25 protein-coding genes and 1 pseudogene are annotated in these 24451 nt (G+C 66.3%); 19 read left to right on the top strand and 7 right to left on the bottom strand.

Annotated features, from left to right (window positions below; all coding sequences use genetic code 11):
• A pseudogene (locus tag RMP09_RS08840) lies at nt 1-497 on the top strand (lysine decarboxylase); the annotation flags it as partial.
• Nucleotides 498-588: 91 nt separating this feature from the next.
• A complete protein-coding gene (locus RMP09_RS08835) occupies nt 589-804 on the top strand; it encodes a YdcH family protein (RefSeq protein ID WP_310565608.1) in 216 nt (71 codons plus the stop codon).
• An 11-nt stretch (nt 805-815) separates the two neighbouring features.
• Here RMP09_RS08835 and RMP09_RS08830 read toward each other — a convergent pair whose 3' ends face one another.
• Both RMP09_RS08830 and fabI read right to left on the bottom strand, forming a co-directional pair.
• On the bottom strand, nt 816-1718 hold the full coding sequence (locus tag RMP09_RS08830; RefSeq protein WP_409559703.1) for a DNA ligase: 903 nt from the start codon (nt 1716-1718) through the stop codon (nt 816-818).
• A 30-nt stretch (nt 1719-1748) separates the two neighbouring features.
• Nucleotides 1749-2546 carry an enoyl-ACP reductase FabI gene (gene fabI, locus RMP09_RS08825; RefSeq protein WP_310565606.1) on the bottom strand — a complete coding sequence of 266 codons (798 nt, stop codon included), beginning with the start codon at nt 2544-2546 and terminating at the stop codon, nt 1749-1751.
• Nucleotides 2547-2584: 38 nt separating this feature from the next.
• Between fabI and RMP09_RS08820 the strand changes: the two genes are divergently transcribed.
• From RMP09_RS08820 to RMP09_RS08755, 14 genes are all read left to right on the top strand, one after another.
• Nucleotides 2585-4408: an extracellular solute-binding protein gene (locus RMP09_RS08820; protein ID WP_310565605.1), complete on the top strand. Its 1824-nt coding sequence runs from the start codon at nt 2585-2587 to the stop codon at nt 4406-4408.
• Between the two features lie 137 nt (nt 4409-4545).
• Complete coding sequence (locus RMP09_RS08815; RefSeq protein ID WP_310565604.1) at nt 4546-5571, top strand: ABC transporter permease subunit; 1026 nt, start codon at nt 4546-4548, stop codon at nt 5569-5571.
• Nucleotides 5571-6608, top strand: a complete 1038-nt coding sequence (locus RMP09_RS08810) for an ABC transporter permease (protein WP_310565603.1) — start codon at nt 5571-5573, stop codon at nt 6606-6608. The genes RMP09_RS08815 and RMP09_RS08810 overlap by 1 nt, the downstream gene beginning before the upstream one ends.
• A complete protein-coding gene (locus tag RMP09_RS08805) occupies nt 6605-8206 on the top strand; it encodes a dipeptide ABC transporter ATP-binding protein (RefSeq protein ID WP_310565602.1) in 1602 nt (533 codons plus the stop codon). The genes RMP09_RS08810 and RMP09_RS08805 overlap by 4 nt, the downstream gene beginning before the upstream one ends.
• A 179-nt stretch (nt 8207-8385) precedes the next feature.
• Complete coding sequence (locus RMP09_RS08800; protein WP_310565601.1) at nt 8386-9153, top strand: DUF2189 domain-containing protein; 768 nt, start codon at nt 8386-8388, stop codon at nt 9151-9153.
• Nucleotides 9154-9157: 4 nt separating this feature from the next.
• Nucleotides 9158-9379 carry a DUF2788 domain-containing protein gene (locus tag RMP09_RS08795; RefSeq protein ID WP_310565600.1) on the top strand — a complete coding sequence of 74 codons (222 nt, stop codon included), beginning with the start codon at nt 9158-9160 and terminating at the stop codon, nt 9377-9379.
• A 147-nt stretch (nt 9380-9526) separates the two neighbouring features.
• Nucleotides 9527-10108, top strand: coding sequence for a ribosome maturation factor RimP (gene rimP, locus RMP09_RS08790; protein ID WP_310565599.1), 582 nt, complete (start codon nt 9527-9529; stop codon nt 10106-10108).
• A gap of 79 nt (nt 10109-10187) precedes the next feature.
• The gene (nusA, locus tag RMP09_RS08785; RefSeq protein ID WP_310565598.1) at nt 10188-11687 is read left to right on the top strand and encodes a transcription termination factor NusA; all 1500 of its coding nucleotides are present in this window, start codon (nt 10188-10190) and stop codon (nt 11685-11687) included.
• A gap of 31 nt (nt 11688-11718) precedes the next feature.
• Complete coding sequence (infB, locus tag RMP09_RS08780; RefSeq protein WP_310565597.1) at nt 11719-14595, top strand: translation initiation factor IF-2; 2877 nt, start codon at nt 11719-11721, stop codon at nt 14593-14595.
• A 14-nt stretch (nt 14596-14609) separates the two neighbouring features.
• Nucleotides 14610-14984, top strand: coding sequence for a 30S ribosome-binding factor RbfA (gene rbfA / locus RMP09_RS08775; protein WP_310565596.1), 375 nt, complete (start codon nt 14610-14612; stop codon nt 14982-14984).
• 2 nt (nt 14985-14986) lie between these two features.
• Entirely contained in the window at nt 14987-15961 is a 975-nt protein-coding gene (gene truB / locus RMP09_RS08770) for a tRNA pseudouridine(55) synthase TruB (protein WP_310565595.1), read from the top strand.
• A complete protein-coding gene (gene typA / locus RMP09_RS08765; RefSeq protein ID WP_310565594.1) occupies nt 15958-17781 on the top strand; it encodes a translational GTPase TypA in 1824 nt (607 codons plus the stop codon). Before truB ends, typA begins: the two co-directional genes overlap by 4 nt.
• A 46-nt stretch (nt 17782-17827) precedes the next feature.
• Complete coding sequence (locus RMP09_RS08760) at nt 17828-18847, top strand: DMT family transporter (RefSeq protein WP_310565593.1); 1020 nt, start codon at nt 17828-17830, stop codon at nt 18845-18847.
• A 22-nt stretch (nt 18848-18869) separates the two neighbouring features.
• Nucleotides 18870-19973, top strand: a complete 1104-nt coding sequence (locus RMP09_RS08755) for an enoyl-CoA hydratase/isomerase family protein (protein WP_310565609.1) — start codon at nt 18870-18872, stop codon at nt 19971-19973.
• Nucleotides 19974-19996: 23 nt separating this feature from the next.
• Here RMP09_RS08755 and RMP09_RS08750 read toward each other — a convergent pair whose 3' ends face one another.
• The 4 genes from RMP09_RS08750 to smpB form a co-directional block, all read right to left on the bottom strand.
• Complete coding sequence (locus RMP09_RS08750; protein WP_310565592.1) at nt 19997-20803, bottom strand: anti-sigma factor; 807 nt, start codon at nt 20801-20803, stop codon at nt 19997-19999.
• A gap of 22 nt (nt 20804-20825) precedes the next feature.
• Nucleotides 20826-21362: an RNA polymerase sigma factor gene (locus RMP09_RS08745; RefSeq protein WP_310565591.1), complete on the bottom strand. Its 537-nt coding sequence runs from the start codon at nt 21360-21362 to the stop codon at nt 20826-20828.
• Nucleotides 21363-21393: 31 nt separating this feature from the next.
• Nucleotides 21394-21771, bottom strand: coding sequence for a hypothetical protein (locus RMP09_RS08740; RefSeq protein WP_310565590.1), 378 nt, complete (start codon nt 21769-21771; stop codon nt 21394-21396).
• Between the two features lie 87 nt (nt 21772-21858).
• Nucleotides 21859-22353, bottom strand: coding sequence for an SsrA-binding protein SmpB (gene smpB / locus RMP09_RS08735; RefSeq protein WP_310565589.1), 495 nt, complete (start codon nt 22351-22353; stop codon nt 21859-21861).
• Between the two features lie 114 nt (nt 22354-22467).
• On the opposite strand from smpB, the gene RMP09_RS08730 reads away from it, so the two are divergent.
• Both RMP09_RS08730 and RMP09_RS08725 read left to right on the top strand, forming a co-directional pair.
• Nucleotides 22468-22911: a type II toxin-antitoxin system RatA family toxin gene (locus RMP09_RS08730; protein ID WP_310565588.1), complete on the top strand. Its 444-nt coding sequence runs from the start codon at nt 22468-22470 to the stop codon at nt 22909-22911.
• Complete coding sequence (locus RMP09_RS08725; RefSeq protein ID WP_310565587.1) at nt 22908-23231, top strand: RnfH family protein; 324 nt, start codon at nt 22908-22910, stop codon at nt 23229-23231. The genes RMP09_RS08730 and RMP09_RS08725 overlap by 4 nt, the downstream gene beginning before the upstream one ends.
• On the opposite strand, the gene RMP09_RS08720 is transcribed toward RMP09_RS08725, so the two are convergent.
• Nucleotides 23225-23767: a DUF4124 domain-containing protein gene (locus tag RMP09_RS08720; protein WP_310565586.1), complete on the bottom strand. Its 543-nt coding sequence runs from the start codon at nt 23765-23767 to the stop codon at nt 23225-23227. The two genes, RMP09_RS08725 and RMP09_RS08720, sit on opposite strands and share 7 nt — an antisense overlap.
• 167 nt (nt 23768-23934) lie before the next feature.
• Here RMP09_RS08720 and RMP09_RS08715 point away from each other — a divergent pair.
• Nucleotides 23935-24451: IMP dehydrogenase (locus RMP09_RS08715; protein ID WP_310565585.1), on the top strand; the 517-nt coding region annotated here is incomplete at its 3' end.

The raw sequence follows: 24451 nt of genomic DNA, 5'->3' as shown, positions 1-24451 counted from the left end.
ACACGCTGCTGACCGCGCTGCAGCAGTTCAAGGACGACTACGCCAAGAACCAGCCGATGTGGCGGATCATGCCGGAGTTCTGCGCCAAGCAGCCGCGCTACGAACAGATGGGGCTGCGCGACCTGTGCCAGCACGTGCACCAGCTCTACGCCAAGTACGACATCGCGCGCCTGACCACCGACATGTACCTGAGCGACCACACGCCGGCCATGAAACCCAGCGACGCCTTCGCGCACATCGCGCGCCGGACCACGCAGCGGGTGTCGATCGACGATCTGGAAGGCCGCATCACCACCAGCCTGGTGACGCCGTACCCACCCGGCATTCCGCTGCTGGTCCCGGGCGAGGTGTTCAACAAAAAAATCGTGGACTACCTCAAGTTCAACCGCGAATTCGCGCGCGAGTGTCCGGGCTTCGAGACCGACATCCACGGTCTGGTGCAGGAAAAAGGGGCGGACGGCGTGGTGCGCTACTACGCCGACTGCGTCCAGAAGTGACGGCTTTTGGGGCTGGCGGTCGGCACCGGGCGTAAGATGAAAGCGGGTGGCCGATGCCCCCGCTGTACATCAACCGACCCGGAGGGACCGCATGTTTCCTGAATACCGCGATCTGATCAGCAAGCTCAAAGGCCACGACGTTCATTTCACGCGCCTGTTCGACAAGCACAACGAGCTGGACCAGCGGATCAAGAACAAGGAAGCCCACATCGAGCCGGGCACGCAACTGGAAATCGAGCAGCTCAAGAAGGAAAAGCTGGTCCTCAAGGACCAGCTTTACACCCTGCTCAGGCAAGCCAGCGCCTGATGTGAGGCTGTTCAGGGCCGGGCAGACAGCGGGCCGTTGAGGTCGGCGTCTGTCCGCACCCGTAGAAAGGTTGCGAACCGGGGCAGACCGCTGTCGTGCTGTCCCCTGAACCGATACGTGACCCAGCTGCCCACCGGCGGAGGCTGCTGACGTTCTTGGTCGGTGAAGCCGCTGCCAATGCGAAAGCGCAAGCCTTCGGGCGTTTCCACCGTCAGCGCGCCCATGCGGCCCAGGTGCTTCCCCCGACCAGGTTCGTACCCGATCACGCGCGCCTCGGCGTCTTCGTGCGTCTTCACCTTGAGCAAATCGTCGTTGCGTTCGGCACGGTAGAGGGCGTCGCCCCGGTGCAGCATCAGGCCTTCGCCGCCCGCGCGCACGACCTGGTCGAGCCGGCGCAGCAGGCGGGTGTGGTCGGCCACACGCTCCTGCGGCACCGCCAACACCCAGGCCATGCGCAGGCCGGTGACCAGCGCCTGGTAGGCGTGCAGGCGTTCGGTGAACACGCCGGGGTGCGCAGGCAGGTCGAACACCATGAACCGGACCTGGCGCCAAGCCGCGTCGTTCGGCTGCTGTTGCCGCACGGTGGACACGGTGTTTTCAAACCGACCCCGGCCGCCCCAGAGTTCACCGTCCATGGGCTGAGCGGGCCAGCCTGCCGTGAACCACGCCGGCGCCACGATGGGTTGCCCACCGCGGGTGAGCAGGCGCTGGCCGTCCCAGAGGGCTCGCACGCCGTCGTACTTTTCGCTCAACCAGTACGCGCCCAGGTCGATGCCGGGCCGGTACACGTTGGCCCGCATCAGGGCCGGGGGCTGGGCACCCACGGCCGGTGGCAGCGGGCAGGTCAGCAGGGCACAAAAAAAGCCCAGCGCCTTTCGGCGGCTGGGCGGGTGCGGGAGGCGGGCGCACGGCATTTCTAGGGCCGACACCGTTTCTCGGGCTGATCAGGCGACCTGTTGGCTGTCGCGGCTGATGCCACCGGTCTGGCTGAAGCCGCCGTCCACATAGGTGATTTCGGCGGTCATGCCCGAAGCCAGGTCGGACAGCAGGAAGGCGGCCACGTTGCCCACCTCTTCGATGGTGATGTTGCGGCGGATGGGCGATGCATCGGCCACCACCGACAGCAGCTTGCCAAAGTCCTTGATGCCGCTGGCGGCCAGGGTCTTGATGGGACCGGCGCTGATGCCGTTGACGCGCATGCCACGCGGACCCAGCGATTCGGCCAGGTAACGCACCGACGCTTCCAGGCTGGCCTTGGCCAGGCCCATGGTGTTGTAGTGCGGGATGATGCGCAGCGCGCCCAGGTAGCTCAGGGTGAGCAACGAGGCTTTGTCGTTGAGGTAGGGCAGGGCGGCCTTGGCCATGCCGGGGAAGCTGTAGGCGCTGATGTCGTGGGCGATGCGGAAGTTCTCGCGCGAGAGCCCGTCCATGAAGTCGCCTGCAATCGCCTCGCGCGGGGCGAAGCCGATGCTGTGCACAAAGCCGTCGAACTTGGGCCAGACCTGCGAGAGGTCGGCGAACATCTTGTCGATCTGCTCGTCGGAGCTGACGTCGCAATCGAAAATCAGCTTCGAGTCGAATTCGGCAGCGAAATCGGTGATGCGGTCCTTGAACCGCTCGCCCACGTAGCTGAAAGCGAGCTCGGCACCCTGCTGGTGGCAAGCCTTGGCCACGCCGTAGGCGATGGAGCGGTTGGACAGCACGCCTGTGATCAGCAGTTTCTTGCCAGCGAGAAAACCCATTGTTCTATCTCCAAAGAAAATTCCAGCAGAATTGTCGCATGCACTTCACCCCGCCCAGGCGCCGCCCGCTGCTCGCTTTCTGCGGCCTGGCCTTGACCCTGCTGGTGGGCGCACCGGCCGCACTGGCGGCCCACGGTTACGCGCTGTGGGGTGAGCTCCGGTACCCCGCGGGCTTCACGCACTTTGGCTACGTGAACGCCGCGGCGCCCAAGGGCCGCGAACTGCGGCTGGTGAGCAACCTGCGGGTGTCCACCTTCGACAAATACAACCCCTTCACGCTGCGCGGCAACGCTCCGGCCTACCTCTCGACGCTGATGTTCGACACGCTGCTGACGGGCGCGCTGGACGAGACCGGATCGGGTTACGGCCTGCTGGCCGAAGACGTGGACGTGGCGCCCGACCGGCTGTCGGCCACCTTCCGCCTGCGGCGCGAGGCGCGTTTTCACGATGGCCGCCCGGTGCTGGCCGCGGATGTGAAGCACAGCTTCGACACCCTGATGGGGCCGCACACCGCACCGTCGTGGAAGACCGTGCTGGAGGACGTGGCGGGCCTGGACCTGATCGACGAACGCACCGTGCGCTTCCGCTTCAGGAAGCCCAACCGCGAACTGCCGCTGACGGTGGGGGGCTTGCCGGTGTTCAGCCGCGCCTGGGGCCAGGGCAAGCCTTTCGACGAGGTGGTGATGGACCCGCCCATCGGCAGTGGTCCGTACAAGATCGGTCCGGTGCGTTTTGGCAAGGACATCACCTATGTGCGCGACCCGCGGTATTGGGCGCGCGACCTGCCGGTGCGCCGGGGCACGGCCAACTTCGACCGCATCACGGTCAAGATCTACAAGGACAACACCGCCAAGCTCGAAGCGCTCAAGGCCGGCGAGTTCGACCTGATGCGGTTCTTCTCTGCCGGCGACTGGGCGCGCCGCGTCAATGGCAAACGCTTTGACAGCGGTGAACTGGTCAAGGCCGAGTTCACCCACCGCTTGCCCACCGGTTTTCAGAGTTATGTGCTCAACACGCGCCGCCCGATGCTGGCCGACATCCGCGTGCGCCAGGCCCTGGGCCTGGCGATGGACTACGAGTGGATGAACCGCCAGATGTTCTACGGCGCCTACCAGCGGGTGCAGGGGCTGTTCGGCAACACCGACTGTGCGGCCGAGGGCATGCCGGGCCCGGGCGAGCTGGCCTTGCTGGAGCCCTGGCGCAAACAGCTGCCGCCTGCCGTGTTCGGCCCGGCCTACCGGGCGCCGCGCACCGATGGCAGCGATTCGCTGCGCGGCAACCTGCGCAAGGCGCAGGCCCTGCTGCGCGAGGCGGGCTGGACAGTGCTCGACGGTGCGCTGCGCAATGCCAAAGGCGAGCCCATGGTGCTGGAATACCTGGACAGCTCGGAAGGGCGGGCGAGCACAACCGCTGCCTGGGTGCGGAATCTGGCGAAGCTTGGAATCGCACTGAAGTTCCGCCCAGTCGATTTCGCGCTGTATGAGCAGCAGCTCAGAGGTTTCAACTTCGACATCATCTCGATTGCCTTCGGCGGCACACCCAACCCGGGCCCGGAATACGCCGACCTGTTCGGCAGCAAGGCCGCTGACACCGAGGACTCCGGCAACTACGCCGGCGTCAAGAGCCCGGCGGTCGACGCGCTGATTGCGCGCATGGTCAGGGCCGACACCCGCCCCGATTTCCTGGCCGCCTGTAGGTCACTCGATCGGCTGATCACACAGGGTCATTACCTGGTGCCGCAGTGGTCGTCGAGCACCCACCGCATGGTTTACAACGCCTGGCGGCTGGGGCGACCCGAGACCATGCCGCCGTACGCGGCTGGCGAGGACTGGGCCATCGACACCTGGTGGAGCAAGCCATGAACACCCCCGCGCCGCGCTTCGCGCGTCATCCCCTCAAAGTGGCAACACCTGTGGTCCGTCCTGAGCTTGACGAAGGGCGGTTCCACGCTGTTGGCTGGACAGGACCCTGTCTGCTGTACCGGAGGCGCTGAAGTCTTATGTGGTCTTACGTCCTCAAGCGCTTGTTGCTGATGATCCCGACGCTGTTCGGGGTGTTGCTGCTGACCTTTGTGGTCATCCAGTTCGTGCCGGGCGGGCCGGTGGAACAGTACCTGGCCGAAGCCCGCACAGGGCAGGGCACGGGGGCCGAGGGCGGCTCGGTGTACCGGGGCGCACAGGGCGTGGACCCGAAACGGCTGGAACAGATCAAGGCGCTGTACGGCTTTGACAAGCCGCCCACCGAACGTTTCGTGCAGATGCTCGGTCAATTTGCGCGTTTTGACCTGGGCACCAGCTTTTTCCAGAACAAGGCGGTGTCCGAGCTGATCGTGGAGAAGCTCCCGGTGTCGATCAGCCTGGGCCTGTGGTCGTTCTTCATCAGCTACCTGGTGGCCGTGCCGCTGGGCGTGGCCAAGGCGGTGCGGGCCGGCTCTCGGTTCGACTTTGTCACCACCCTGCTCGTGCTGGTGGGCTACGCCATTCCGGGCTTCGTGCTGGGCGTGGCCCTGCTGGTCATCTTTGGCGGGCAGCTGCAATGGTTCCCGCTGCGCGGACTGACCTCGGCCCACTGGGACGAGTTGAGCTGGGGCGCGCGCATCGTGGACTACCTCTGGCACATCACGCTGCCCGTCACGGCCATGGTGCTGGGCAGCTTCGCCGTCACGGCGATGCTGACCAAGAACGCGTTCCTTGAGGAAATCCGCAAGCAGTACGTGATGACGGCCCGCGCCAAGGGGCTGTCGGAGCGACAGGTGTTGTGGAAGCATGTGTTCCGCAACGCGCTGATTCCCATCGTCACCGGTTTCCCGGCCGCCTTCATCGGCGCCTTCTTCGCCGGCTCGCTGCTGATCGAGACGCTGTTCTCGCTCGACGGGCTGGGCCTGCTGAGTTATGAGAGCGTGATCCGGCGCGACTACCCCGTGGTGCTGGGCACGCTGTACCTGTTCACCCTGATCGGGCTGGTGACCAAGCTGGTGTCGGATCTGTGTTACCTCTGGGTCGATCCCCGGGTGAAGTTCGACTGATGGCCACCACCGTATCCCTGTCTCCCTCGCGCCGTGCCTGGCAACGCTTCAAGCGCAACCGCCTGGGCTACTGGAGCCTGCTGCTGTTTTGTGCACTGGTGGTGCTCAGCCTGTTCGCCGAAGTCCTGTCCAACGACCGGCCGCTGGTGGTGCGCTACCAGGGCCAGACCTACTGGCCGCTTGTGAACGACTACCCGGAAACCACGTTTGGCGGCGACTTCGAGAGCAACACCGACTACCTGGACCCGTTCATCCGCGAACAGTTGGGCAAGGGCGGCAACTGGGCGGTCTACGCACCCAATCCCTACGGGCCGAAGACGCTGAACTACTTTGCACAGTCGCCCAACCCCTCGGCACCTACCGCCGAGAACTGGCTGGGCACCGACGACCGTGGCCGTGACTTGCTGGCCCAGCTGATCTACGGTTTTCGCGTCAGTGTGCTGTTCGCGCTGGCGCTCACGGCCATCGGCACGGTGCTGGGCATCGTCACCGGCGCCATCCAGGGCTACTTCGGCGGGCGCACCGACCTGGCGTTCCAGCGCTTCATCGAGATCTGGGGCTCCATGCCCGAGCTGTACCTGCTCATCATCTTCTCGGCCATCCTCTCGCCCAGCATCGGCCTGCTGCTGGTGCTGCTGAGCCTGTTCGGCTGGATGGGGCTGTCCGACTACGTGCGGGCCGAGTTCCTGCGCAACCGGCAGATGGATTACGTGCGCGCGGCGCGCGCCATGGGGCTGAGCAGCGGGCAGATCATATGGCGCCATGTGCTGCCCAACAGCCTGACGCCGGTGGTGACCTTTCTGCCGTTTCGCATGAGCGCGGCCATCCTGGCGCTGACCTCGCTGGATTTTCTGGGCCTGGGCGTGCCGCCGGGCACCCCCTCGCTGGGCGAACTGCTCAGCCAGGGCAAGAACAACATCGACGCCTGGTGGATTTCGTTGTCAACCTTCGCCGTGCTGGTCATCACCCTGCTGTTGCTCACCTTCATGGGCGATGCCCTGCGCGACGCGCTGGACCCGAGAAAGCAGGACACATGACGCCGCTGCTGGACGTGCGCGACCTCCAGGTGGGGTTCAACGGGGTGGACGTGGTGCACCGCATCGGCTTCACCGTCCAGGCGGGTGAAAAGCTGGCGCTGGTGGGTGAATCCGGTTCGGGCAAGACCGTGTCGGCCCTGTCGCTGCTGCGTCTGGTGCAGAACGCGCAGGTGCGGGGTACGGTGCTGCTGGCAGGCCGCGACCTGCTGCAACTGAGCGAACGCGAACTGCGCGCCGTTCGGGGCGATGAAGTGGCGGTGATCTTCCAGGAGCCCATGACCGCGCTCAACCCGCTCTACACCGTGGGCGAGCAGATCGCCGAGGTGCTGCAGCTCAAGCGCGGCATGACGGCGGCCCAGGCGCGCCAGGAGGTGGTGGCGCTGCTGGTTTCGACCGGCATCCCCGAGCCTGAGCGCCGCGCCGGGGCCTATCCCCACCAGCTCAGCGGTGGTCAGCGCCAGCGCGCCATGATCGCCATGGCGCTGGCCAGCCGCCCCAAGCTGCTGATCGCCGACGAACCCACCACCGCGCTGGACGTGAGCCTGCGGGGCCAGATCCTGGATCTGCTGTCCGACCTGCAGCGTGAACACGGCATGGCGGTGCTGCTCATCACCCACGACCTGAACCTGGTGCGCCGCTTCGCCGACCGCGTGGCCGTCATGGAACGCGGGCACCTGGTGGAGCAGGGCAGCGTGGCCGAGGTGTTTGCCGCGCCGCAGCACCCCTACACCCGGCGCCTGCTGGCCAGCCGGCCGCAACGCGATGTGGCCGAGCGGCCCGCGGCCGCCGATCAGACGCCGGCCATGCGTGCCCGTCGGTTGGGGGTTGCCTACCCCGTGCCCCTGCCAGGGTGGCGCGGCTGGTTCCGGCGCGGGGCCTTTGACGCGGTGAAACAGGTCGATTTCGATCTGGCCGCCGGCCGCACCCTGGGGGTGGTGGGGGAGTCCGGCTCGGGCAAATCCACGCTGGCGCTGGCGGCCCTGGGCCTGCTGCCGCACAGCGGCGAACTGCGCGTGGGCCAGAGCGACTGGGCAAGCGCCGCTGCGGCGGGCCAGACCCGGGCGCTGCGCCAGCGGGTGCAGGTGGTGTTCCAGGACCCGTTCTCGTCCCTGTCGCCCCGTATGACCGTGGAACAGATCGTGGGCGAGGGTTTGCAGGTGCATCAGGCCGGGCTGGCTCGGCCACAGCGGCGCGAGCGTGTGATCGACGCCTTGCGTGCCGTGGGCCTTCTGCTGCCCGGTGAATCCCCCGACGCCTGGCTGCAGCGCTACCCGCACGAATGTTCCGGGGGGCAACGCCAGCGCCTGGCCATCGCCCGGGCGCTGATCGTGGACCCACAGCTGCTGGTGCTGGACGAACCCACCAGCGCGCTGGACGTGACGGTCCAGCAGCAGGTGCTGGGGCTGCTGCAGCGCCTGCAACGCGAGCGGGGCCTGGGTTACCTGCTCATCACGCACGACGTGGACGTGATCCGTGCCATGGCCCACGACGTGCTGGTCATGAAAGACGGCCAGGTGGTCGAGCGTGGTCCCGTCCTGCAAGTGCTGGATGCCCCCCAACATCCGTACACCCGGCAACTGGTCCGGGCCGCCAGCTGAGCCCCGGATGCCTCCTCTCTCGGCGTGCATGCCGGGTGCGGTATGGTGTGCTTGATATTTGTCAACCGCACCGCCCGGCTGTACGGCTATAAACCACGGTCCGGCGCGGTGACCTTCTCCGTTTTGTGCTGGAAATCCGCATGTCCGACCGCTCCGCTTTTTTTGCGAACCCTGCCCCCATGCCTGTGACCCTGCTGTCGCCTCTGCGCTGGCTGGCGCTGGGCTGGGCCGACCTGCGGCGCAACCCGCTGCCCGGTTTGATCCACGGGTTCATGCTGACCGCCTTCGGCGGCATCCTGGTGTGGTCGCTGCAGAACTGGTTCTGGGTGCTGGCCGGCGCGTTTTCCGGCTTTCTCATCGTGGCCCCCATCCTGGCGACCGGGCTGTACCAGGTCAGCCGTGGCCTGAGCGTGGGCCGACGGGTCGACATCTTCGAGGTGATGGAGCTGTGGACCAACGGCGACGGTCGGCTGGTGCGCTTTGGCCTGCTGCTGGGCCTGGCGGGCACCGGCTGGGTGCTCACCTCGGCGAGCATCATCACCCTCTGGTCACCGGTGCGCATCGGCACCCCGATGGACTTCTTGCAGCACGTGGTGCTGGCACGCGAGATCGGGCTGTTCGAAGTCTGGCTGCTGCTGGGCGCGCTGCTGGCGGCGCCGGTGTTTGCCTCCAGTGTCGTGGCCATTCCCATGCTGGTGGACACCTCGGTGCCGGTGAGCATGGCCGTGGCGCAAAGCTGGCGCAGCGTGGCCGAGCACCCGGGTCCCATGGTCCTGTGGGCCGTCGTGATCGCACTGGTCATGGGCATCGGCATGCTGACCGCACTGGCCGGTCTGGTGGTGCTGATCCCCTTGCTGGCCCACGCCAGCTGGCACGCCTACTGCGACCTGACCAGCCGACAGCCGACCGATCACCCCACGCCGGCGGCCTCGTCGGCCCATGCCTGATTCCATGCAAGCCACCGTTTTTGGCTACACCGAAGCCCAGATCGCGCAGTTCGGCCTCACCTTTGGTGTCGGCGCGTTCATCCTGTACATGCTGTTCATCGTGTTGAACCTTGCGCTGGAATCCAAGGCCGGCAAATTCGGTACCTTCATCCTGTTTCTGGTGCTGTCGTTCGGCATGCTGGGCTTCATGGCCAAGAACATCATCCAATGGGTGCTGGGAATTTGATCATTTGATGGCCTGAATATTGCAATCAGCCGTTGGCGCGCGCTACAATGCGCGCTTCACGACCAAATGGGCGGGTTACCACCGGCCCATTTTTTTTGGCCGATCGCTTCTCACATCTCCTTCAACACAAGGCAGCAAACGCACAAGATGGCCTGGCAGGACACCGTCGCACAAACCGTCACCGGACTGGGTTTTGACCTGGTGGATCTCGAACGATCCGCCGGAGGGTTGTTGCGGGTGACGATCGATCTGCCCTGGCTGCCGCCCGTGGAGGGGCTGCCTGTGTTGGCCGATCAGTTCGTCACGGTGGAAGACTGTGAGACCGTGACCCGCCAGCTGCAGTACCTGCTGGAAGTGGAAGCGGTGGATTACCGCCGGCTGGAAGTGGGTTCGCCGGGCATTGACCGCCCGTTGCGCACCGAAAACGACTTTCTGCGTTTTGTCGGGCAGGTGGTGGACCTCACGCTCAAGGCGCCGATCGGCGCCACCGGCACCGATGTGGCGGCCAACCGCAAAAAATTCCGCGGCACGCTTGAGCGCGCCGAAGACGGTCAGCAATGGCAGATCGTCTGGAGCGACGAGCCCGCGCCCAAGCCGGGTCAGCGCGTGAGCAAGAAGCGTGTGCCGGCGCCGTTGCAGGCCCTGACGTTTCAGTTGAGTGATCTGCAGCAGGCCCGATTGGCGCCGCTGGTGAATTTCAAAGGCCGCTCGGCGGCCGACAACGGTTGACGGTGCTGGCCAATGGGCCGGACCACAAGCATTTTTTTGAAGTATCTGGACAATCTGTCAGGAAAGGTGGGCGAGTGATATGAACCGCGAAATGTTGATGCTGATCGATGCCATCTCGCGCGAGAAAAACGTCGAACGCGACGTGGTGCTGGGCGCCGTTGAACTGGCGCTGGCCTCGGCCACCAAGAAGCTTTACAAGGGCGACGTGGACATCCGCGTGGCCATGGACCCGGACAACGGTTCTTACGAGACCTTCCGCCGCTGGCTGGTGGTGCCCGACGAGGCCGGCCTGCAGAATCCCGATGCCGAAGAGCTGCTGACCGATGCCCGCGACGAGATCGCCGACATCGAGGAGGGCGACTACATCGAGAAGCCGGTCGAGAGCGTGCCGATCGGCCGCATCGGCGCCATGGCCGCCAAGCAGGTGATCCTGCAGAAGATCCGCGACGCCGAGCGCGAGATGCTGCTCAATGACTTCATGAGCCGCGGCGACAAGATTTTTGTCGGCACCGTCAAGCGCATGGACAAGGGCGACCTGATCGTCGAGAGCGGCCGCGTTGAAGGCCGCTTGAAGCGCAGCGAGATGATCCCGAAGGAAAACTTCCGCACTGGTGACCGTGTGCGCGCCATGATCATGGACGTGGACCTGACGCTGCGCGGCGCGCCCATCATCCTGTCCCGTTCCGCGCCGGCCTTCATGATCGAGCTGTTTCGCCAGGAAGTGCCCGAGATCGAGCAGGGCCTGCTGGAGATCAAGACCTGCGCCCGCGACGCCGGTTCGCGCGCCAAGATCGCCGTGCAGTCGCACGACAAGCGCATCGACCCCATCGGCACCTGCGTCGGCGTGCGCGGTTCGCGTGTCAACGGCGTGACCAACGAACTCGCTGGTGAGCGCGTGGACATCGTGCTGTGGTCCGACGACCCGGCCCAGTTCGTCATTGGCGCGCTGGCGCCGGCCAACGTGGTTTCCATCGTGGTGGACGAGGAGCGCCACGCCATGGACGTGGTGGTGGACGAGGAGAACCTCGCCATCGCCATCGGTCGCGGCGGCCAGAACGTGCGCCTGGCGTCCGAGCTGACCGGTTGGCGCATCAACATCATGACGGCCGACGAATCGGCCCAGAAGCAGGCCGAAGAGGCCGACGGTATTCGCAAGGTGTTCATGGCCAAGCTGGACGTGGACCAGGAAATCGCCGACATCCTGATCGAAGAAGGCTTCACCAGCCTGGAAGAAGTGGCCTATGTGCCGCTGCAGGAAATGCTGGAGATTGAGTCCTTCGATGAAGATACCGTCAACGAACTGCGCACCCGCGCCAAAGACGCTTTGCTGACGATGGAAATCGCCCGCGAAGAAAGCGTGGAAGAAGTCTCGCAGGACCTGCGCGACCTCGAAGGCGTGACCCCCGAACTGGCGGCCAAGCTGGCCGACGGCGGCGTGCACACCCGCGACGAACTGGCCGACCTGGCCACCGATGAATTGACCGACATCACCGGTCAGACCCCCGAGGACGCCACGGCACTGATCATGAAGGCCCGCGCGCATTGGTTCACTGGCGACGAAACGCCAGCATCGAACTGAACCATGGAGGCCCGAGCGGAGAACCAAACCCATGACAAGCACCACCGTCGCTGAACTCGCCAACGAGCTCAATAAACCCACCTCCCTGTTGCTGGAGCAGCTGTCGGCTGCCGGTCTGAGAAAGTCTTCCGGCACCGATGCCGTGACCGACTCCGACAAACAGGCCCTGCTCAACCACCTCAAGGTCGCCCACGGCACCGCGGGTGGCGAACGCAAAAAGATCACGCTGGTGAAGAAGTCCACCAGCGAGATCAAGCAGGCCGATGCCACCGGCCGCGCCCGCACCATCCAGGTTGAGGTGCGCAAGAAGCGCACCTTCGTCAAGCGCGACGACGAAGTGGCCGCACCCGAACCACAAGCCGTGGCGGCCGAACCGGCTGCGCCTGTGGTCGACGAAGCCGAACTGGCCCGCCGCGAGGAAGACGCGCGCCGCCAGGCGGAGCTGCTGCGCCGCCAGGAGGAAGAACTGGTCCGTAAGCGCGAAGAGCGCGAAGCCGAAGAGGCCCGTCAGGCGCAAGCCGAGCAGGCGCGTGCCGCCAGTGAAGCCGCTGCTGCGGCCAAGGCCCAGCAGGAAGCCGCTGTGGCGCAGAGCGCCCCCGCCGCGCCCACCGCGCCGGCCGTCCCCGATGCTGCCGCCGTTGCGGCCAAGGACGCCGCCGCCGAGCAGGCCCGTGTCGCTGCGGCGGAGCGGGATGCCGCCGCCCGTGCGCTGGCCGAGAAAAACGCCGAAGCCCGCAAGCTGGAAGAAGCGCGTGCACTGGACCTGCTGGAGCGCCGTCGCAAGGCCGAAGCCGAAGCGGCCAACATCCGCGCCATGATGGCCGCCCCGGCCAGGACCATGGTGGCCAAGAAGCCCGAGCCGACGCCCGACCCCAAGGCCATCAAAGGCACCTTGCACAAGCCCGCCGGCACGCCCGGAGCCAAGACGGCGCCGGCCGCTGGTGCTGCCGCAGGCGCAGGCAAGAAGGAAGTCAAGTCCGAAGCCCTGTCGTCGACCTGGAAGGACGACGCGGCCAAGAAGAAGGAAATCAAGACCCGTGGCGACACCAGCGCGGGCCGTTCCAACTGGCGCAGCGGGCCCAAGGGCCGCCGTGGCGACCGCGACAGCCGCGACTCGGGTCAGTCCTCCTTTGTGGCGCCGACCGAAGCCAAGGTCATCGAAGTGCACGTGCCGGAAACCATCACGGTGGCCGAACTCGCTCACAAGATGAGCCTGAAGTCGTCCGAGGTCATCAAGCAGCTGATGAAGCTGGGCCAGATGGTCACCATCAACCAGCCGCTGGACCAGGACACCGCCATGATCGTGGTGGAAGAGCTGGGCCACACCGCTGTGATTGCTGCACTGGACGACCCGGAAGCCTTCACCGACGAGGAAGCCAGCCAACACCAGGCCGAACTGCTGCCCCGCGCCCCGGTGGTCACCGTCATGGGCCACGTGGACCACGGCAAGACCTCGCTGCTGGACTACATCCGCCGTGCCAAGGTGGCCGCGGGCGAAGCCGGCGGCATCACGCAGCACATCGGCGCCTACCACGTGGAAACCCCGCGCGGCATGGTGTCCTTCCTTGACACCCCGGGTCACGAGGCGTTCACCGCCATGCGGGCCCGCGGTGCGCAGGCAACCGACATCGTCATCCTGGTGTGCGCGGCCGACGACGGCGTGATGCCCCAGACGAAGGAAGCCATCAAGCACGCGAAGGCGGCGGGTGTGCCCATGGTCGTGGCGCTGACCAAGATCGACAAGCCCGGCATCAACCTGGAGCGCGTGCGCTCCGAGCTGGTGGCCGAAGAAGTGGTGCCCGAAGAATTCGGTGGTGATGTGCCTTTTGTGGGCGTGTCGGCCAAGACCGGTGAGGGCGTGGACGCTCTGCTGGAACAGGTGCTGCTGCAGGCCGAAGTGCTGGAACTCAAGGCCGCGGTCGATGCCATGGCCAAGGGTCTGGTGATCGAAGCCCGTCTGGACAAAGGCCGTGGCTCCGTGGCCACCGTGCTGGTGCAGAGCGGTACGCTCAAGACCGGCGACGTGGTGCTGGTCGGCCAGACCTCTGGCCGCGTGCGCGCCATGCTCGACGAGAACGGCAAGCCGATCAAGGAAGCCGGTCCGTCGATTCCGGTGGAAATCCAGGGTCTGGCCGAAGTGCCGCAGGCCGGTGACGACTTCATGGTGATGACCGACGAGCGCCGTGCGCGCGAGATCGCCACCTACCGCGCCGGCAAGTTCCGCAACACCAAGCTGGCCAAGCAACAGGCCGCCAAGCTGGAAAACATGTTCACCGACATGTCGGCCGGCGAAGTCAAGGTGCTGCCCATCATCGTCAAGGCCGACGTGCAGGGTTCGCAAGAAGCCCTGGGCGCGTCGCTGCTCAAGCTCTCGACCGACGAGGTCAAGGTCCAGCTGGTGTTCTCCGGCGTGGGTGGCATCAGCGAGTCCGACGTCAACCTGGCGATCGCCTCCAAGGCCCTCATCATCGGCTTCAACGTGCGGGCCGACGTCGGTGCGCGCAAGCTTGCCGAGGGCAACGACGTGGACCTGCGTTACTACAACATCATCTACGACGCCGTGGACGAGTTGAAGGCGGCCATGTCGGGCATGCTGGCACCTGAAAAGCGCGAAGAGATCATCGGTTCGGCCGAGATCCGCACCGTGTTTGTGGCTTCCAAGATCGGCACCGTGGCCGGCTGTATGGTCACCTCCGGCACGGTCACCCGCAGCGCGCATTTCCGCCTGCTGCGCGAAAACGTGGTGGTCTACACCGGCGAACTGGAGTCGCTCAAGCGCCTCAAGGACGATGTGCGCGAAGTCAAGGAAGGCTTCGAGTGCGGTATCAAGCTCAAGAACTACAACGACATCCACGAGGGTGATCAGCTGGAGTTCTTCGAGATCAAGGAAGTGGCGCGTACGCTGTAAGGCACAGGCTCAACATGCCACGCAAGGCTTCCTCCGTACCCAACCGCGGTTTCCGCGTCGCCGACCAGATCCAGCGCGATCTGGCGGAATTGATCGCGCGCGAGCTCAAGGACCCACGGGTGGGCATGGTCACGATCAACGCGGTCGAGGTCACCCCCGACTACGCGCACGCCAAGGTGTTCTTCAGCCTGCTGACCGGCAGCCCGGAAGAAACCCAGCAGGGGCTGAACGCCGCTGCGGGTTTCCTGCGCACCGGTCTGTTCAAGCGGCTGCACATCCACACCGTGCCGACGCTGCACTTCGTGTTCGACCGCACCACCGAGCGCGCGGCCGACATGAACGCGCTCATCTCCAAGGCCGTGGCCTCTCGCTCCAAAGACGGGGAATGACGATGAGCGCGCCACGCACCAGGGTGCAACGGCGCCCTGTGCATGGGGTGTTGTTGCTCGATAAACCGCTGGGATTCTCCAGCAACCAGGCTTTGCAGAAGGCCAAGTGGTTGCTGCGCGCGGAAAAAGCGGGCCACACCGGCACGCTGGATCCGCTCGCCACGGGCGTGTTGCCCCTGTGCTTCGGCGCCGCCACCAAGTTCAGCCAGCTGCACCTGGACGCCGACAAGACCTACGAAACCACGGTGCGCCTGGGCGTGAAGACCAGCACCGGCGATGCCGAGGGCGATGTGGTGGATACCCGCCCGGTGACCTGCTCGGTGGGTGAGGTGGTCGAGGTGCTCGACCGCTTCATGGGCCCCATCACCCAGGTGCCGCCCATGCACAGTGCGCTCAAAAAAGACGGCAAGCCGCTCTACGAATACGCTCGCGAAGGCGAAACCGTGGAACGCGAGCCCCGTCACATCACCATCCACGACCTGGAGCTGCTGGACCTGCAACTGCAGGGCGATGCACCGCATCTGCGCCTGCGCGTGACTTGCAGCAAAGGCACCTACATCCGCACCCTGGGCGAAGACATTGCCGAAGCACTGGGCTGCGGCGGTCACCTCAGCATGCTGCGGCGGGTGCAGACCGGTCCGTTCGACGCCAGCCAGTGCATCACCATCGACGCGCTGGAGGCGCTGGACGACGCCGCTCGGCAAGAGCGGCTGCTGCCGGTGCAAGCCCTACTGGCAGGCCATGTCCGTGTCACGCTGGACCATGAAAATGCAGGGCGGTTCCTCAGCGGCGTGCGCCGCCGGGGCGACTGGCCCGACCAACCGCAGGTGGCCGTGTTTGGCCCGGCACCCGACGGGCAGGCGCCCGTGCTGCTGGGCAGCGGCCACACCTGCGGTGGCGAACTCATCCCGGGGCGGCTGCTGAGCCCCATCGAAATACAGCACATCCTGGAAACCTCACCGGAACTCACATCATGAGCAAACAGATCCGCAACATCGCCATCATCGCCCACGTGGACCATGGCAAGACCACCATGGTGGACCAGCTGCTGCGGCAGTCGGGCACCTTCGCCGAACACGAAAAAGTCGTGGACACGGTGATGGACAACAACGCCATCGAACGCGAGCGCGGCATCACCATCCTGGCCAAGAACTGCGCCGTGAGCTGGGAAGGCACGCACATCAACATCGTCGACACCCCCGGCCACGCGGACTTCGGTGGTGAAGTCGAACGCGCCCTGTCCATGGTGGACGGCGTGGTGCTGCTGATCGACGCGCAAGAAGGCCCGATGCCGCAGACCCGTTTCGTGACCAAGAAGGCGCTGGCCCTGGGCCTCAAGCCCATCGTCGTGGTCAACAAGGTCGACAAGCCCGGTGCCAACCCGACCAAGGTGATCAACGAAGCCTTCGACCTGTTCGCCAACCTGGGTGCGACCGACGAGCAGCTGGAGTTCCCGGTGGTGTACGCCTCGGGCATCAACGGCTGGACCTCGCTGGAAGAGGGAGCGCCTGGCGAGCAGTGGGGCCCGAACATGTCGGCCCTGTTTGAAACCGTGCTCAAGCACGTGCCGGCGCAGACCGGTGACCCGGCCGCGCCGCTGCAGCTGCAGATTTCCGCGCTGGACTTCTCCACCTTCGTGGGCCGCATCGGCGTGGGCCGCATCAGCCAGGGCACGATCAAGCCCAACATGGACGTGCTGGTGATGGAAGGCCCGGACGGCAAGACCATCAAGGGCCGCATCAACCAGGTGCTGACCTTCCAGGGCCTGGACCGCGTGCAGGCCACCGAAGCCGGCCCCGGCGACATCGTGCTGATCAACGGCATCGCCGACATCGGCATCGGCGTGACCGTGACCGACCCGGCCAACCCGTCGCCGCTGCCCATGCTCAAGGTGGACGAACCCACCCTGACCATGAACTTCTGCGTGAACACCAGCCCGCTGGCCGGCCGCGAAGGCAAGTACGTGACCAGCCGCCAGATCTGGGACCGCCTGCAGAAGGAACTGCAATCGAACGTGGCACTGCGCGTGCGCGAGACCGACGAAGACGGCATTTTTGAAGTGATGGGCCGCGGTGAACTGCACCTGACCATCCTGCTGGAAAACATGCGCCGCGAAGGCTATGAGCTGGCCGTGTCCAAGCCGCGCGTGGTGTTCCGCGAGATCAACGGCGAGAAGTGCGAGCCGATCGAGCTGGTGACGGCCGACATCGAAGAGCAGCACCAGGGTGGCGTGATGCAGGCCCTGGGCGAGCGCAAGGGCGAGCTGGCCAACATGATCCCGGACGGCAAGGGCCGTGTGCGCCTGGAGTACCGCATCCCGGCGCGTGGTCTGATCGGCTTCACCAACGAATTCCTGAACCTGACCCGCGGTTCGGGCCTGATCGCCAACATCTTTGAGGGCTACGAGCCGCACAAGGGCGACATCGCCAGCCGCAAGAACGGTGTGCTGATCTCCATGGACGACGGTGAAATCTTCACCTACGCCCTGGGCAAGCTGGACGACCGCGGCCGCATGTTCGTCAAGCCCAACGACCCGGTGTACGAGGGCATGATCGTTGGCATCCATAGCCGCGACAACGACCTGGTGGTCAACGCCACGCGCACCAAGCAGCTGACCAACTTCCGCGTCAGCGGCAAGGAAGACGCGATCAAGATCACGCCCCCGATCGACCTGACGCTGGAATACGGCGTCGAGTTCATCGAGGACGACGAGCTGGTCGAAATCACCCCCAAGAGCGTGCGCCTGCGCAAGCGCTACCTCAAGGAACACGACCGCAAGCGCGCCTCGCGCGACTGAACGGACGGGCGGCTCCCGGGCCGCCCTCCCGGAATCGCTCACAGCCATGCCGTTCAAGCTGCTCAGCCGCCTGAATCACACCCAGGCGGTGTTCCTGATGGTCGCCGTCACGCTGATGTGGTCCATCGCGGGGGTGGTCTCGCGCCAGCTGGAATCGGCGGCCCGGTTCGAGGTGACCTTCTGGCGCAGCGCCTTCACGGCCTTGTCGCTGCTGGTCATTCTGCCGCTGTGGCGCGCGGCCGACCGCACGGCCGGCACAACCGCACCCAACCGCGCGAGCGCCGGCGCGCTCGAACGCCACTGGGGTGTGCTGGCGGCCTCCAAAGCCTTCTGGGTGTCGGGCCTGTGCTGGAGCGCGATGTTCACCGCCTTCATGCTGGCGCTGACCTTCACCAGCGTGGCCAATGTGCTGGTCATCATGGCCGCCGGTCCGCTGTTCACGGCACTGGTGGCGCGGGTGTTCATCGGCCAGCGCCTGCCGCTGCGCACCTGGGCCGCGATCGTCGCGGCGGGCCTGGGCATTGTTTACATGTACGGCAGTCAGATGTGGGCCGCCTTCACCGACCCGGGTGCAAACGCCTCGGGCCTGGTGCTCGGTTCGCTGGCCTCGCTGTGCGTGCCGGTGGCCGGTGCCATCAACTGGACCGTGGTTCAGCGCAGCCAGCAGCATGGAGAATCCATCGACCTGGTGCCCTCGGTGCTGGTGGGTGCGGTGATATCGGCCGCGGCCACGCTGCCGCTGGCGCTGCCCTTTGCGGCCACCGCCGCTGATATCGCCTGGCTGGCCCTGCTGGGCCTGGTCCAGCTCGCCATTCCCTGTGCGCTGGCCGTGGTCTGCGCAAGGTCGCTCAAGGCGCCCGAAGTCTCGCTGCTGGCCTTGCTGGAAGTGATCTTCGGCATCGTCTGGGCCTGGCTCTGGGCCAACGAAACGCCGGGCCGCGAGGTGCTGCTGGGGGGCAGCGTGGTCATCGGCGCGCTGCTGCTCAGCGAAGTGCTCGCCTGGCGCGCACGTTCAACGCCGTCACCGATCATTCCGCCCGATGCCAGCGGCGCCACGCCGCACTGACCTGCCGAGGAGATTCCGCATGATGAGCCCCACCGCCCCCGAGACCCACGTCCTCACCGAAGTCCGCGGCCGCGTCGGCTGCATCACCCTCAACCGGCCCAAGGCGCTCAACGCCTTGTCGCTGGGCATGATCCGCGACATCACCGCCGCGCTGCTGGCCTGGCGCGACGACGCCCACGTGCTGGCGGTGGTCATCCGCGGCACCGGCAAGGAGGGGCCGTTCGGCGCCTTCTGCGCCGGTGGCGACATCCGCTTCTTCCACCAGGCGGCGCTGTCGGGCAACCCTGAGCTCGAAGACTTCTTCACCGAAGAGTACGCGCTCAACCACCTGATCCACACCTACCCCAAGCCCTACATCGCCTTCATGGACGGCATCTGCATGGGCGGCGGCATGGGCATCAGCCAGGGGGCGAGCCTGCGCATCGTGACCGAGCGCAGCAAGATCGCCATGCCCGAAACCGGCATCGGCCTGTTCCCCGACGTGGGCGGGGGTTACTTCCTCAGCCGTTGTCCCGGGCGAAGCGGGGAGTACCTGGCGCTGACCGGCCAGGTGCTCGGTGGCGCCGAAGCGCTGACCGTGGGCCTGGCCGACGCCCTGATGGACAGTGGCCGCCTGGCGGGCCTGTGGGACAGCCTGGGCCAGACGCCTTACGAGAGCGGTGAAGCGGTGGAGCGCTGGTGCCTGAACCATGTGCAAAAAGCGCCCGCCAAACACCCCTGGCCACAGGCCGAGATCGACCGCGTGTTCGGGCTGGACAGCGTGGGCGCCATGGTGGCCCTGCTCGAAGGCGGGTCGGACGACTGGTCCCGCGCCACCGCCGCCCTGCTGCGCAAGCGGTCTCCCCTGATGCTGGGCGTGGTGCTGGAACAGGTGCGCCGCGCGCGCGCCATGGGCCTGGCCGACGAACTGCGCATGGAGCGCGACCTGGTGCGCCGCTGTTTCCACCTGCGTCCGGGCGCGGCGAGTGAGACGGTCGAGGGCATCCGCGCACTGGCCGTGGACAAGGACCACAGCCCGCGCTGGAACCCGGCGCGCATCGAGGACGTGTCCGCCAGCGACGTGATGCCGTTCTTTGAAAGCCCCTGGCCGGCTTCGGCCCACCCCCTGCGCGATCTGGGGCGCTGAATCGGCCGTCTCACCACCGCCGGTCACAACTGGCGGTGCACCGCCGTCGCCAGTGCGGCCAGCGTCCCCCGTGGCAAGGCGCCTGAAAGCGCATAGCCAAAGCCCTGGTCGATCCAGTAAAAGCCCGGCACCGGGCCCTGGTCGCTGAAGCGGAACGCGGTCTCCCCACTGACCGGCCCCGTCGGCACCGCGCCCACGTACAGGGTCAGCCGGGTGCCGTCCGCGTGCTGGTACATGAACTGGGCGCGCGCGCCTTCGGCGCCCGGCAGCAGCCGCCCCCCCATCAGCTCGAAGCCCTCGGTCGTCAGCACCGGTGGCTTGAGCGGCTTGCCCAGCCGCTTGGACAACCACTGCGCGAGGTGCGCCTGCTCGCTCGCGCCCACCTCCACCGGGTGGCGCTGCTCGGGCGTGTACACCACATGGGCCACGCCCGCCTGGCGCACAAAATCGGCTTCCACACGGGCCAGCCCGTTCGATGCGCCGGCCCCCGAGCCGCGCAGCACCCAGCCCAAGCCGAAGGCCAGCACCACACTGGCCGCCATGCCACCCCAGCGCCACCAGCGATCCACCACCCGCTGCCGGGTGTTGGCGCGCAGGACGGCATCGCGCATGGCCGGCGGCACGGGCTCCTGCAACACCGAGGCGTGCAGGCCCTGCAGCAAGGTGCGCTGCGCGCGCCAGCGCTGCAGGCGGGCGGCCGCCTGCGGCTGCTGCGCCAGCCGCTGTTCCAGCCGCGCCCGCTGGTCGGCCGTGCAGCGGCCATCCAGCAGGGTGTTCAGCTCGTCGTCCGTCACGGCCGAGGTGTCAGGGGGCAGGGCGTCTTCGTTCATGGTGGTGGGCGGGTCGGCGGCGTCATTTCAGACGCCGCAACGGCGCGGAAGTCGTGGGGGGCGCGGCGGCGGCCGGCGCGGCGCCGCCGTCCAGCAGCAGTTGCAGGCGCTGGCGGGCGCGGGACAGGCGGGACATCACCGTGCCCACGGGCACCCCCGTGATGCGCGCCACGGCCTCGTAGGACAGATCCTCCAGCGTCACCAGCAGCAGCACCGCCCGCTGCTCTTCGGGCAGCTGCATCAGGCAGCGCTGCAGATCGATGCCCAGGTCGGTGGCGTGGGAGGGGGCCACCAGCTCGGCCTGGACCTCGTCCAGATCCATGACCGGCCCGGTGGCACGCTCACCGGCGCGGCGCTGCCACTGCGAGGCGTGCAGGTGGTGCATCAGGGTGAACAGCCAGGCGCGCAGGTCGCTGCCCACGCGCCAGAGCAAACGTTTGGCCACGGCCCGCTCCAGGGTGTCTTGCACCAGGTCGTCGGCGGCCCAGGCGTCGCCGGTGAGCGCGCGCGCATACCGGCGCAAGCCGGGGATGTGTGCCAGCAGCTCGTTCGGGTCCATGCGCGCGTGGTGGCGTCGGGGCGCCGATCAGTCAGGGCCGTGCGACGTGCCAGACGCCGTTGAACCCTTCGCCCGTGGCATCACCGGGTTTGCTGTCCTTGATCCAGCGATACAGCGGCTTGCCCTTGAAGGCCCATTGCAGCTGGCCGTCGTCACGCGTGACCAGGCTGTAGTCCCCGCTGGCCTTGGCTCCTTGTGCGGCCATCAGCGGCGGCCAGTTGGTGGCGCAAGGGCCGTTGCAGACCGACTTGCCGCTGCCTGCCACGTCGCGGTCAAAGGTGTAGAGCGTCATCTGGTTGGGCGCCACCAGCATGCCGTTGGCGGTGGCCACCGGGGCAGGGGCGTACATCGAGGCACAACCCCCCAGCAGGGACAGGGTCAGGAGGGCGAGGGCTGCGGTGTGTTTCATGGTTTCTCCAGTGAGGGCATGCAGAAGGCCTGCACCACCATGAACACCCCGGGGCGGCGTTTTATTCCACGCCGCCCGAAAAAAATGTCAACGGTTGCGCGACTTCATGGCGCGCTCGACCTCGCGCTTGCCTTCTCGGTCCTTGATGGTGTCGCGCTTGTCGTGCTCGCCTTTGCCCTTGGCCAGCGCCATCTCGCATTTCACCTTGCCGTTCTTCCAGTGCAGGTTCAGCGCCACCAGGGTGTAGCCTTTTTGCTCGACCTTGCCGATCAGGCGGCGGATCTGCTCGCGGTGCAACAGCAGCTTTTTGGTCCGCACCGCATCGGGGCTGATGTGGGTGGACGCGGTGTTCAGCGGATTGATCTGGCAGCCGATGAGAAACAGCTCGCCATCGCGGATCAGCACATAACCGTCGGTCAACTGCACCTTGCCTTCGCGCAGCGCCTTGACTTCCCAGCCCTGCAGCACCACGCCGGCCTCGAAGCGTTCTTCGATGGCGTAGTTGAACAGCGCCTTCTTGTTGTCGGCGATGCGCGAGTCGGCGGGTTTGCCCTTGTTGGCAGGGCTGTTTTTGGTGGCCATGGAGTTTCAGATGGGGCCAGGGAGCGCAATGTCCATGGCCAATACAATCGGGCAGCTTGCGGCGGTCTGGCACGGAGGTGTGACCGGATGGTGTCGGCAAGTGATCCCGATTGTATGAAAACGATCCAGAAGTCCGTCCTGCTCTGGCACAGTGCCCACGAAATGTTTGCGCTCGTGACCGACGTGCAACATTACCCGCAGTTCCTGCCTTGGTGCGACCACAGTGAAGTGGTCGAGCGCGATGAGCATGGCATGGTGGCCAAGGTGGGCATGGCCATCAGCGGATTGCGCCAGAGTTTCACCACCCGCAACCGCCACGTCGAGGACCGCCAGGTGCTGATGGAACTGGTGGACGGCCCGTTCTCGCACCTGGAGGGCGTCTGGGACTTCACCCCGCTGGGCGATGGTTCGCAACGTGCCTGCAAGGTCGAGTTCAAGCTCACCTATGGTTTTGCCAGCCAGACCCTGGCCACCTTGGTCGGTCCGGTGTTCGACAAGATCGCCGGCAGCCTGGTGGATGCCTTCGTGAAACGGGCCGATCAGGTCTACGGCGCATGAACATCACGCTGGTGTATGCGAGCGCGCCGCGAACCGTGCACCAGCTCGCACTGGATGTGCCGGAGGCTTGCACCCTTGAACAGGCGCTGGCGCTCTCGGGTTGGATTCAGCTGCATCCAGAAGTGCAGGGTTTGCCCACCGGGATCTGGAACCGCAAGGCAACGCGTGAAGCGGTGCTGAGGGAGGGTGACCGGGTCGAGGTCTACCGCGATCTGCGGGTGGACCCCAAAGTGGCGCGTCGCGAGCGCTTCGTGGGGCAGGGGGCCCGTGGCGCCGGACTGTTCTCCCGGCGCCGAGCGAATTCCAAGGCCGGTTACTGAGCGGCCTGCGGCAACGGGCCGCATTCGGACTTGACAACACCCTCGATGCGCTGGGCTTCCGCGGCCCGGGCCTTGTCGTCCAGGAACTCGGTTTCGCCCTTGGCGTTCCTGGTGGCAATGCGCACGCCGGAATCGACCGTGTTCTTCGCCCGCCTGGCGCGCTCGCAGTTGTCTGCGCGGGCCTTGACGAGCTTGTCCTGCTCGGCTTTCTTTTTGGCCTGTTCGGCCTCTGTCGCCTGTTTTTTGCGGGTTTCGAGCTCGCTGTCCTTGCCGCTGGGCTTGGGTGCGGCCGCAGGCGTGCTGGCGGTGCTGAGCGTGCCGCTAGGTGGTGCGCTTGGTGCGGCGGTCGGGCGGGCACCGCCTGGGCGCTTGAGGATGTTCTTGTCCGGCGTGCCCGCAGGCGGCGGCGTGTCGCTGAAGACGCGGCTGCCGGTGCCATCGATCCATTGCCACTGCGCCATGGCGGCGCCGGCCGACAGCGTGGTCAAGGTGGCCAGCGCCAGGGCACGCCAAGAGAAATGAGGAAACAGAACCATGGCGGGCAGTTTAGCGGCACGCTTTGTGCAAAGGTGGGCAGAAAACCGCATGTGTGTGGACCACTGGTGCGTACGGTCGCTTTGGGCGACCGAATGGTCAGCGATCTGTGGCAGGAACGGGGCGCCAAAAGCCCGCGGGTACAATGGTGTTTTTGGAGCTTTACCCCATGCGCCTCCTAGGCAAAGCGCTCACCTTTGACGACGTTCTGCTCGTCCCCGCGTATTCCCAGGTCCTGCCCAAGGACACCTCGCTCGCCACCCAGTTCTCTCGCAACATCCAGCTGAACCTGCCTTTGGTGTCGGCCGCGATGGACACCGTGACGGAAGCCCGCCTGGCGATCGCCATCGCCCAGGAAGGCGGCATCGGCATCATCCACAAGAACCTCTCGGCTGCCGAGCAGGCCGCCCAGGTGGCCAAGGTCAAGCGCTACGAATCTGGCGTGCTGCGCGACCCGGTGGTCATCGGCCCGCAGACGACCATCCGCCAGGTCATGAAGCTCTCCGACGAACTCGGCGTTTCCGGTTTCCCGGTGGTCGACGCCGGCAAGGTGGTCGGCATCGTCACCGGCCGCGACCTGCGCTTCGAGACCCGCTACGACCTGCCGGTCAGCGAAATCATGACGCCGCGCGAGCGCCTGATCACCATGCCCGACGGCACCACGCCGGCCGAGGCCAAGACCCTGC

It is taken from the genome of Hydrogenophaga sp. (genome assembly GCF_031426985.1).
In the GTDB taxonomy this organism is placed as follows: domain Bacteria; phylum Pseudomonadota; class Gammaproteobacteria; order Burkholderiales; family Burkholderiaceae_C; genus Hydrogenophaga.
The sequence above is the reverse complement of the archived record's forward strand: the minus strand, read 5'-3'. Positions and strand labels throughout refer to the sequence as shown.

What these genes read in the sequence shown, in the direction of transcription:
- RMP09_RS08740 (WP_310565590.1), bottom strand. Translation starts at nt 21,771, where the DNA reads ATGAAACACACCGCAGCCCTCGCCCTCCTGACCCTGTCCCTGCTGGGG.
- RMP09_RS08720 (WP_310565586.1), bottom strand. Translation starts at nt 23,767, where the DNA reads ATGGTTCTGTTTCCTCATTTCTCTTGGCGTGCCCTGGCGCTGGCCACC.
- RMP09_RS08820 (WP_310565605.1), top strand. Translation starts at nt 2,585, where the DNA reads ATGCACTTCACCCCGCCCAGGCGCCGCCCGCTGCTCGCTTTCTGCGGC.
- nusA (WP_310565598.1), top strand. Translation starts at nt 10,188, where the DNA reads ATGAACCGCGAAATGTTGATGCTGATCGATGCCATCTCGCGCGAGAAA.
- RMP09_RS08725 (WP_310565587.1), top strand. Translation starts at nt 22,908, where the DNA reads ATGAACATCACGCTGGTGTATGCGAGCGCGCCGCGAACCGTGCACCAG.
- truB (WP_310565595.1), top strand. Translation starts at nt 14,987, where the DNA reads ATGAGCGCGCCACGCACCAGGGTGCAACGGCGCCCTGTGCATGGGGTG.
- rbfA (WP_310565596.1), top strand. Translation starts at nt 14,610, where the DNA reads ATGCCACGCAAGGCTTCCTCCGTACCCAACCGCGGTTTCCGCGTCGCC.
- RMP09_RS08810 (WP_310565603.1), top strand. Translation starts at nt 5,571, where the DNA reads ATGGCCACCACCGTATCCCTGTCTCCCTCGCGCCGTGCCTGGCAACGC.
- RMP09_RS08760 (WP_310565593.1), top strand. Translation starts at nt 17,828, where the DNA reads ATGCCGTTCAAGCTGCTCAGCCGCCTGAATCACACCCAGGCGGTGTTC.
- RMP09_RS08795 (WP_310565600.1), top strand. Translation starts at nt 9,158, where the DNA reads ATGCAAGCCACCGTTTTTGGCTACACCGAAGCCCAGATCGCGCAGTTC.
- infB (WP_310565597.1), top strand. Translation starts at nt 11,719, where the DNA reads ATGACAAGCACCACCGTCGCTGAACTCGCCAACGAGCTCAATAAACCC.
- smpB (WP_310565589.1), bottom strand. Translation starts at nt 22,353, where the DNA reads ATGGCCACCAAAAACAGCCCTGCCAACAAGGGCAAACCCGCCGACTCG.
- RMP09_RS08835 (WP_310565608.1), top strand. Translation starts at nt 589, where the DNA reads ATGTTTCCTGAATACCGCGATCTGATCAGCAAGCTCAAAGGCCACGAC.
- RMP09_RS08830 (WP_409559703.1), bottom strand. Translation starts at nt 1,718, where the DNA reads ATGCCGTGCGCCCGCCTCCCGCACCCGCCCAGCCGCCGAAAGGCGCTG.
- RMP09_RS08805 (WP_310565602.1), top strand. Translation starts at nt 6,605, where the DNA reads ATGACGCCGCTGCTGGACGTGCGCGACCTCCAGGTGGGGTTCAACGGG.
- RMP09_RS08730 (WP_310565588.1), top strand. Translation starts at nt 22,468, where the DNA reads ATGAAAACGATCCAGAAGTCCGTCCTGCTCTGGCACAGTGCCCACGAA.
- RMP09_RS08750 (WP_310565592.1), bottom strand. Translation starts at nt 20,803, where the DNA reads ATGAACGAAGACGCCCTGCCCCCTGACACCTCGGCCGTGACGGACGAC.
- fabI (WP_310565606.1), bottom strand. Translation starts at nt 2,546, where the DNA reads ATGGGTTTTCTCGCTGGCAAGAAACTGCTGATCACAGGCGTGCTGTCC.
- rimP (WP_310565599.1), top strand. Translation starts at nt 9,527, where the DNA reads ATGGCCTGGCAGGACACCGTCGCACAAACCGTCACCGGACTGGGTTTT.
- typA (WP_310565594.1), top strand. Translation starts at nt 15,958, where the DNA reads ATGAGCAAACAGATCCGCAACATCGCCATCATCGCCCACGTGGACCAT.
- RMP09_RS08815 (WP_310565604.1), top strand. Translation starts at nt 4,546, where the DNA reads ATGTGGTCTTACGTCCTCAAGCGCTTGTTGCTGATGATCCCGACGCTG.
- RMP09_RS08755 (WP_310565609.1), top strand. Translation starts at nt 18,870, where the DNA reads ATGAGCCCCACCGCCCCCGAGACCCACGTCCTCACCGAAGTCCGCGGC.
- RMP09_RS08745 (WP_310565591.1), bottom strand. Translation starts at nt 21,362, where the DNA reads ATGGACCCGAACGAGCTGCTGGCACACATCCCCGGCTTGCGCCGGTAT.
- RMP09_RS08800 (WP_310565601.1), top strand. Translation starts at nt 8,386, where the DNA reads ATGCCTGTGACCCTGCTGTCGCCTCTGCGCTGGCTGGCGCTGGGCTGG.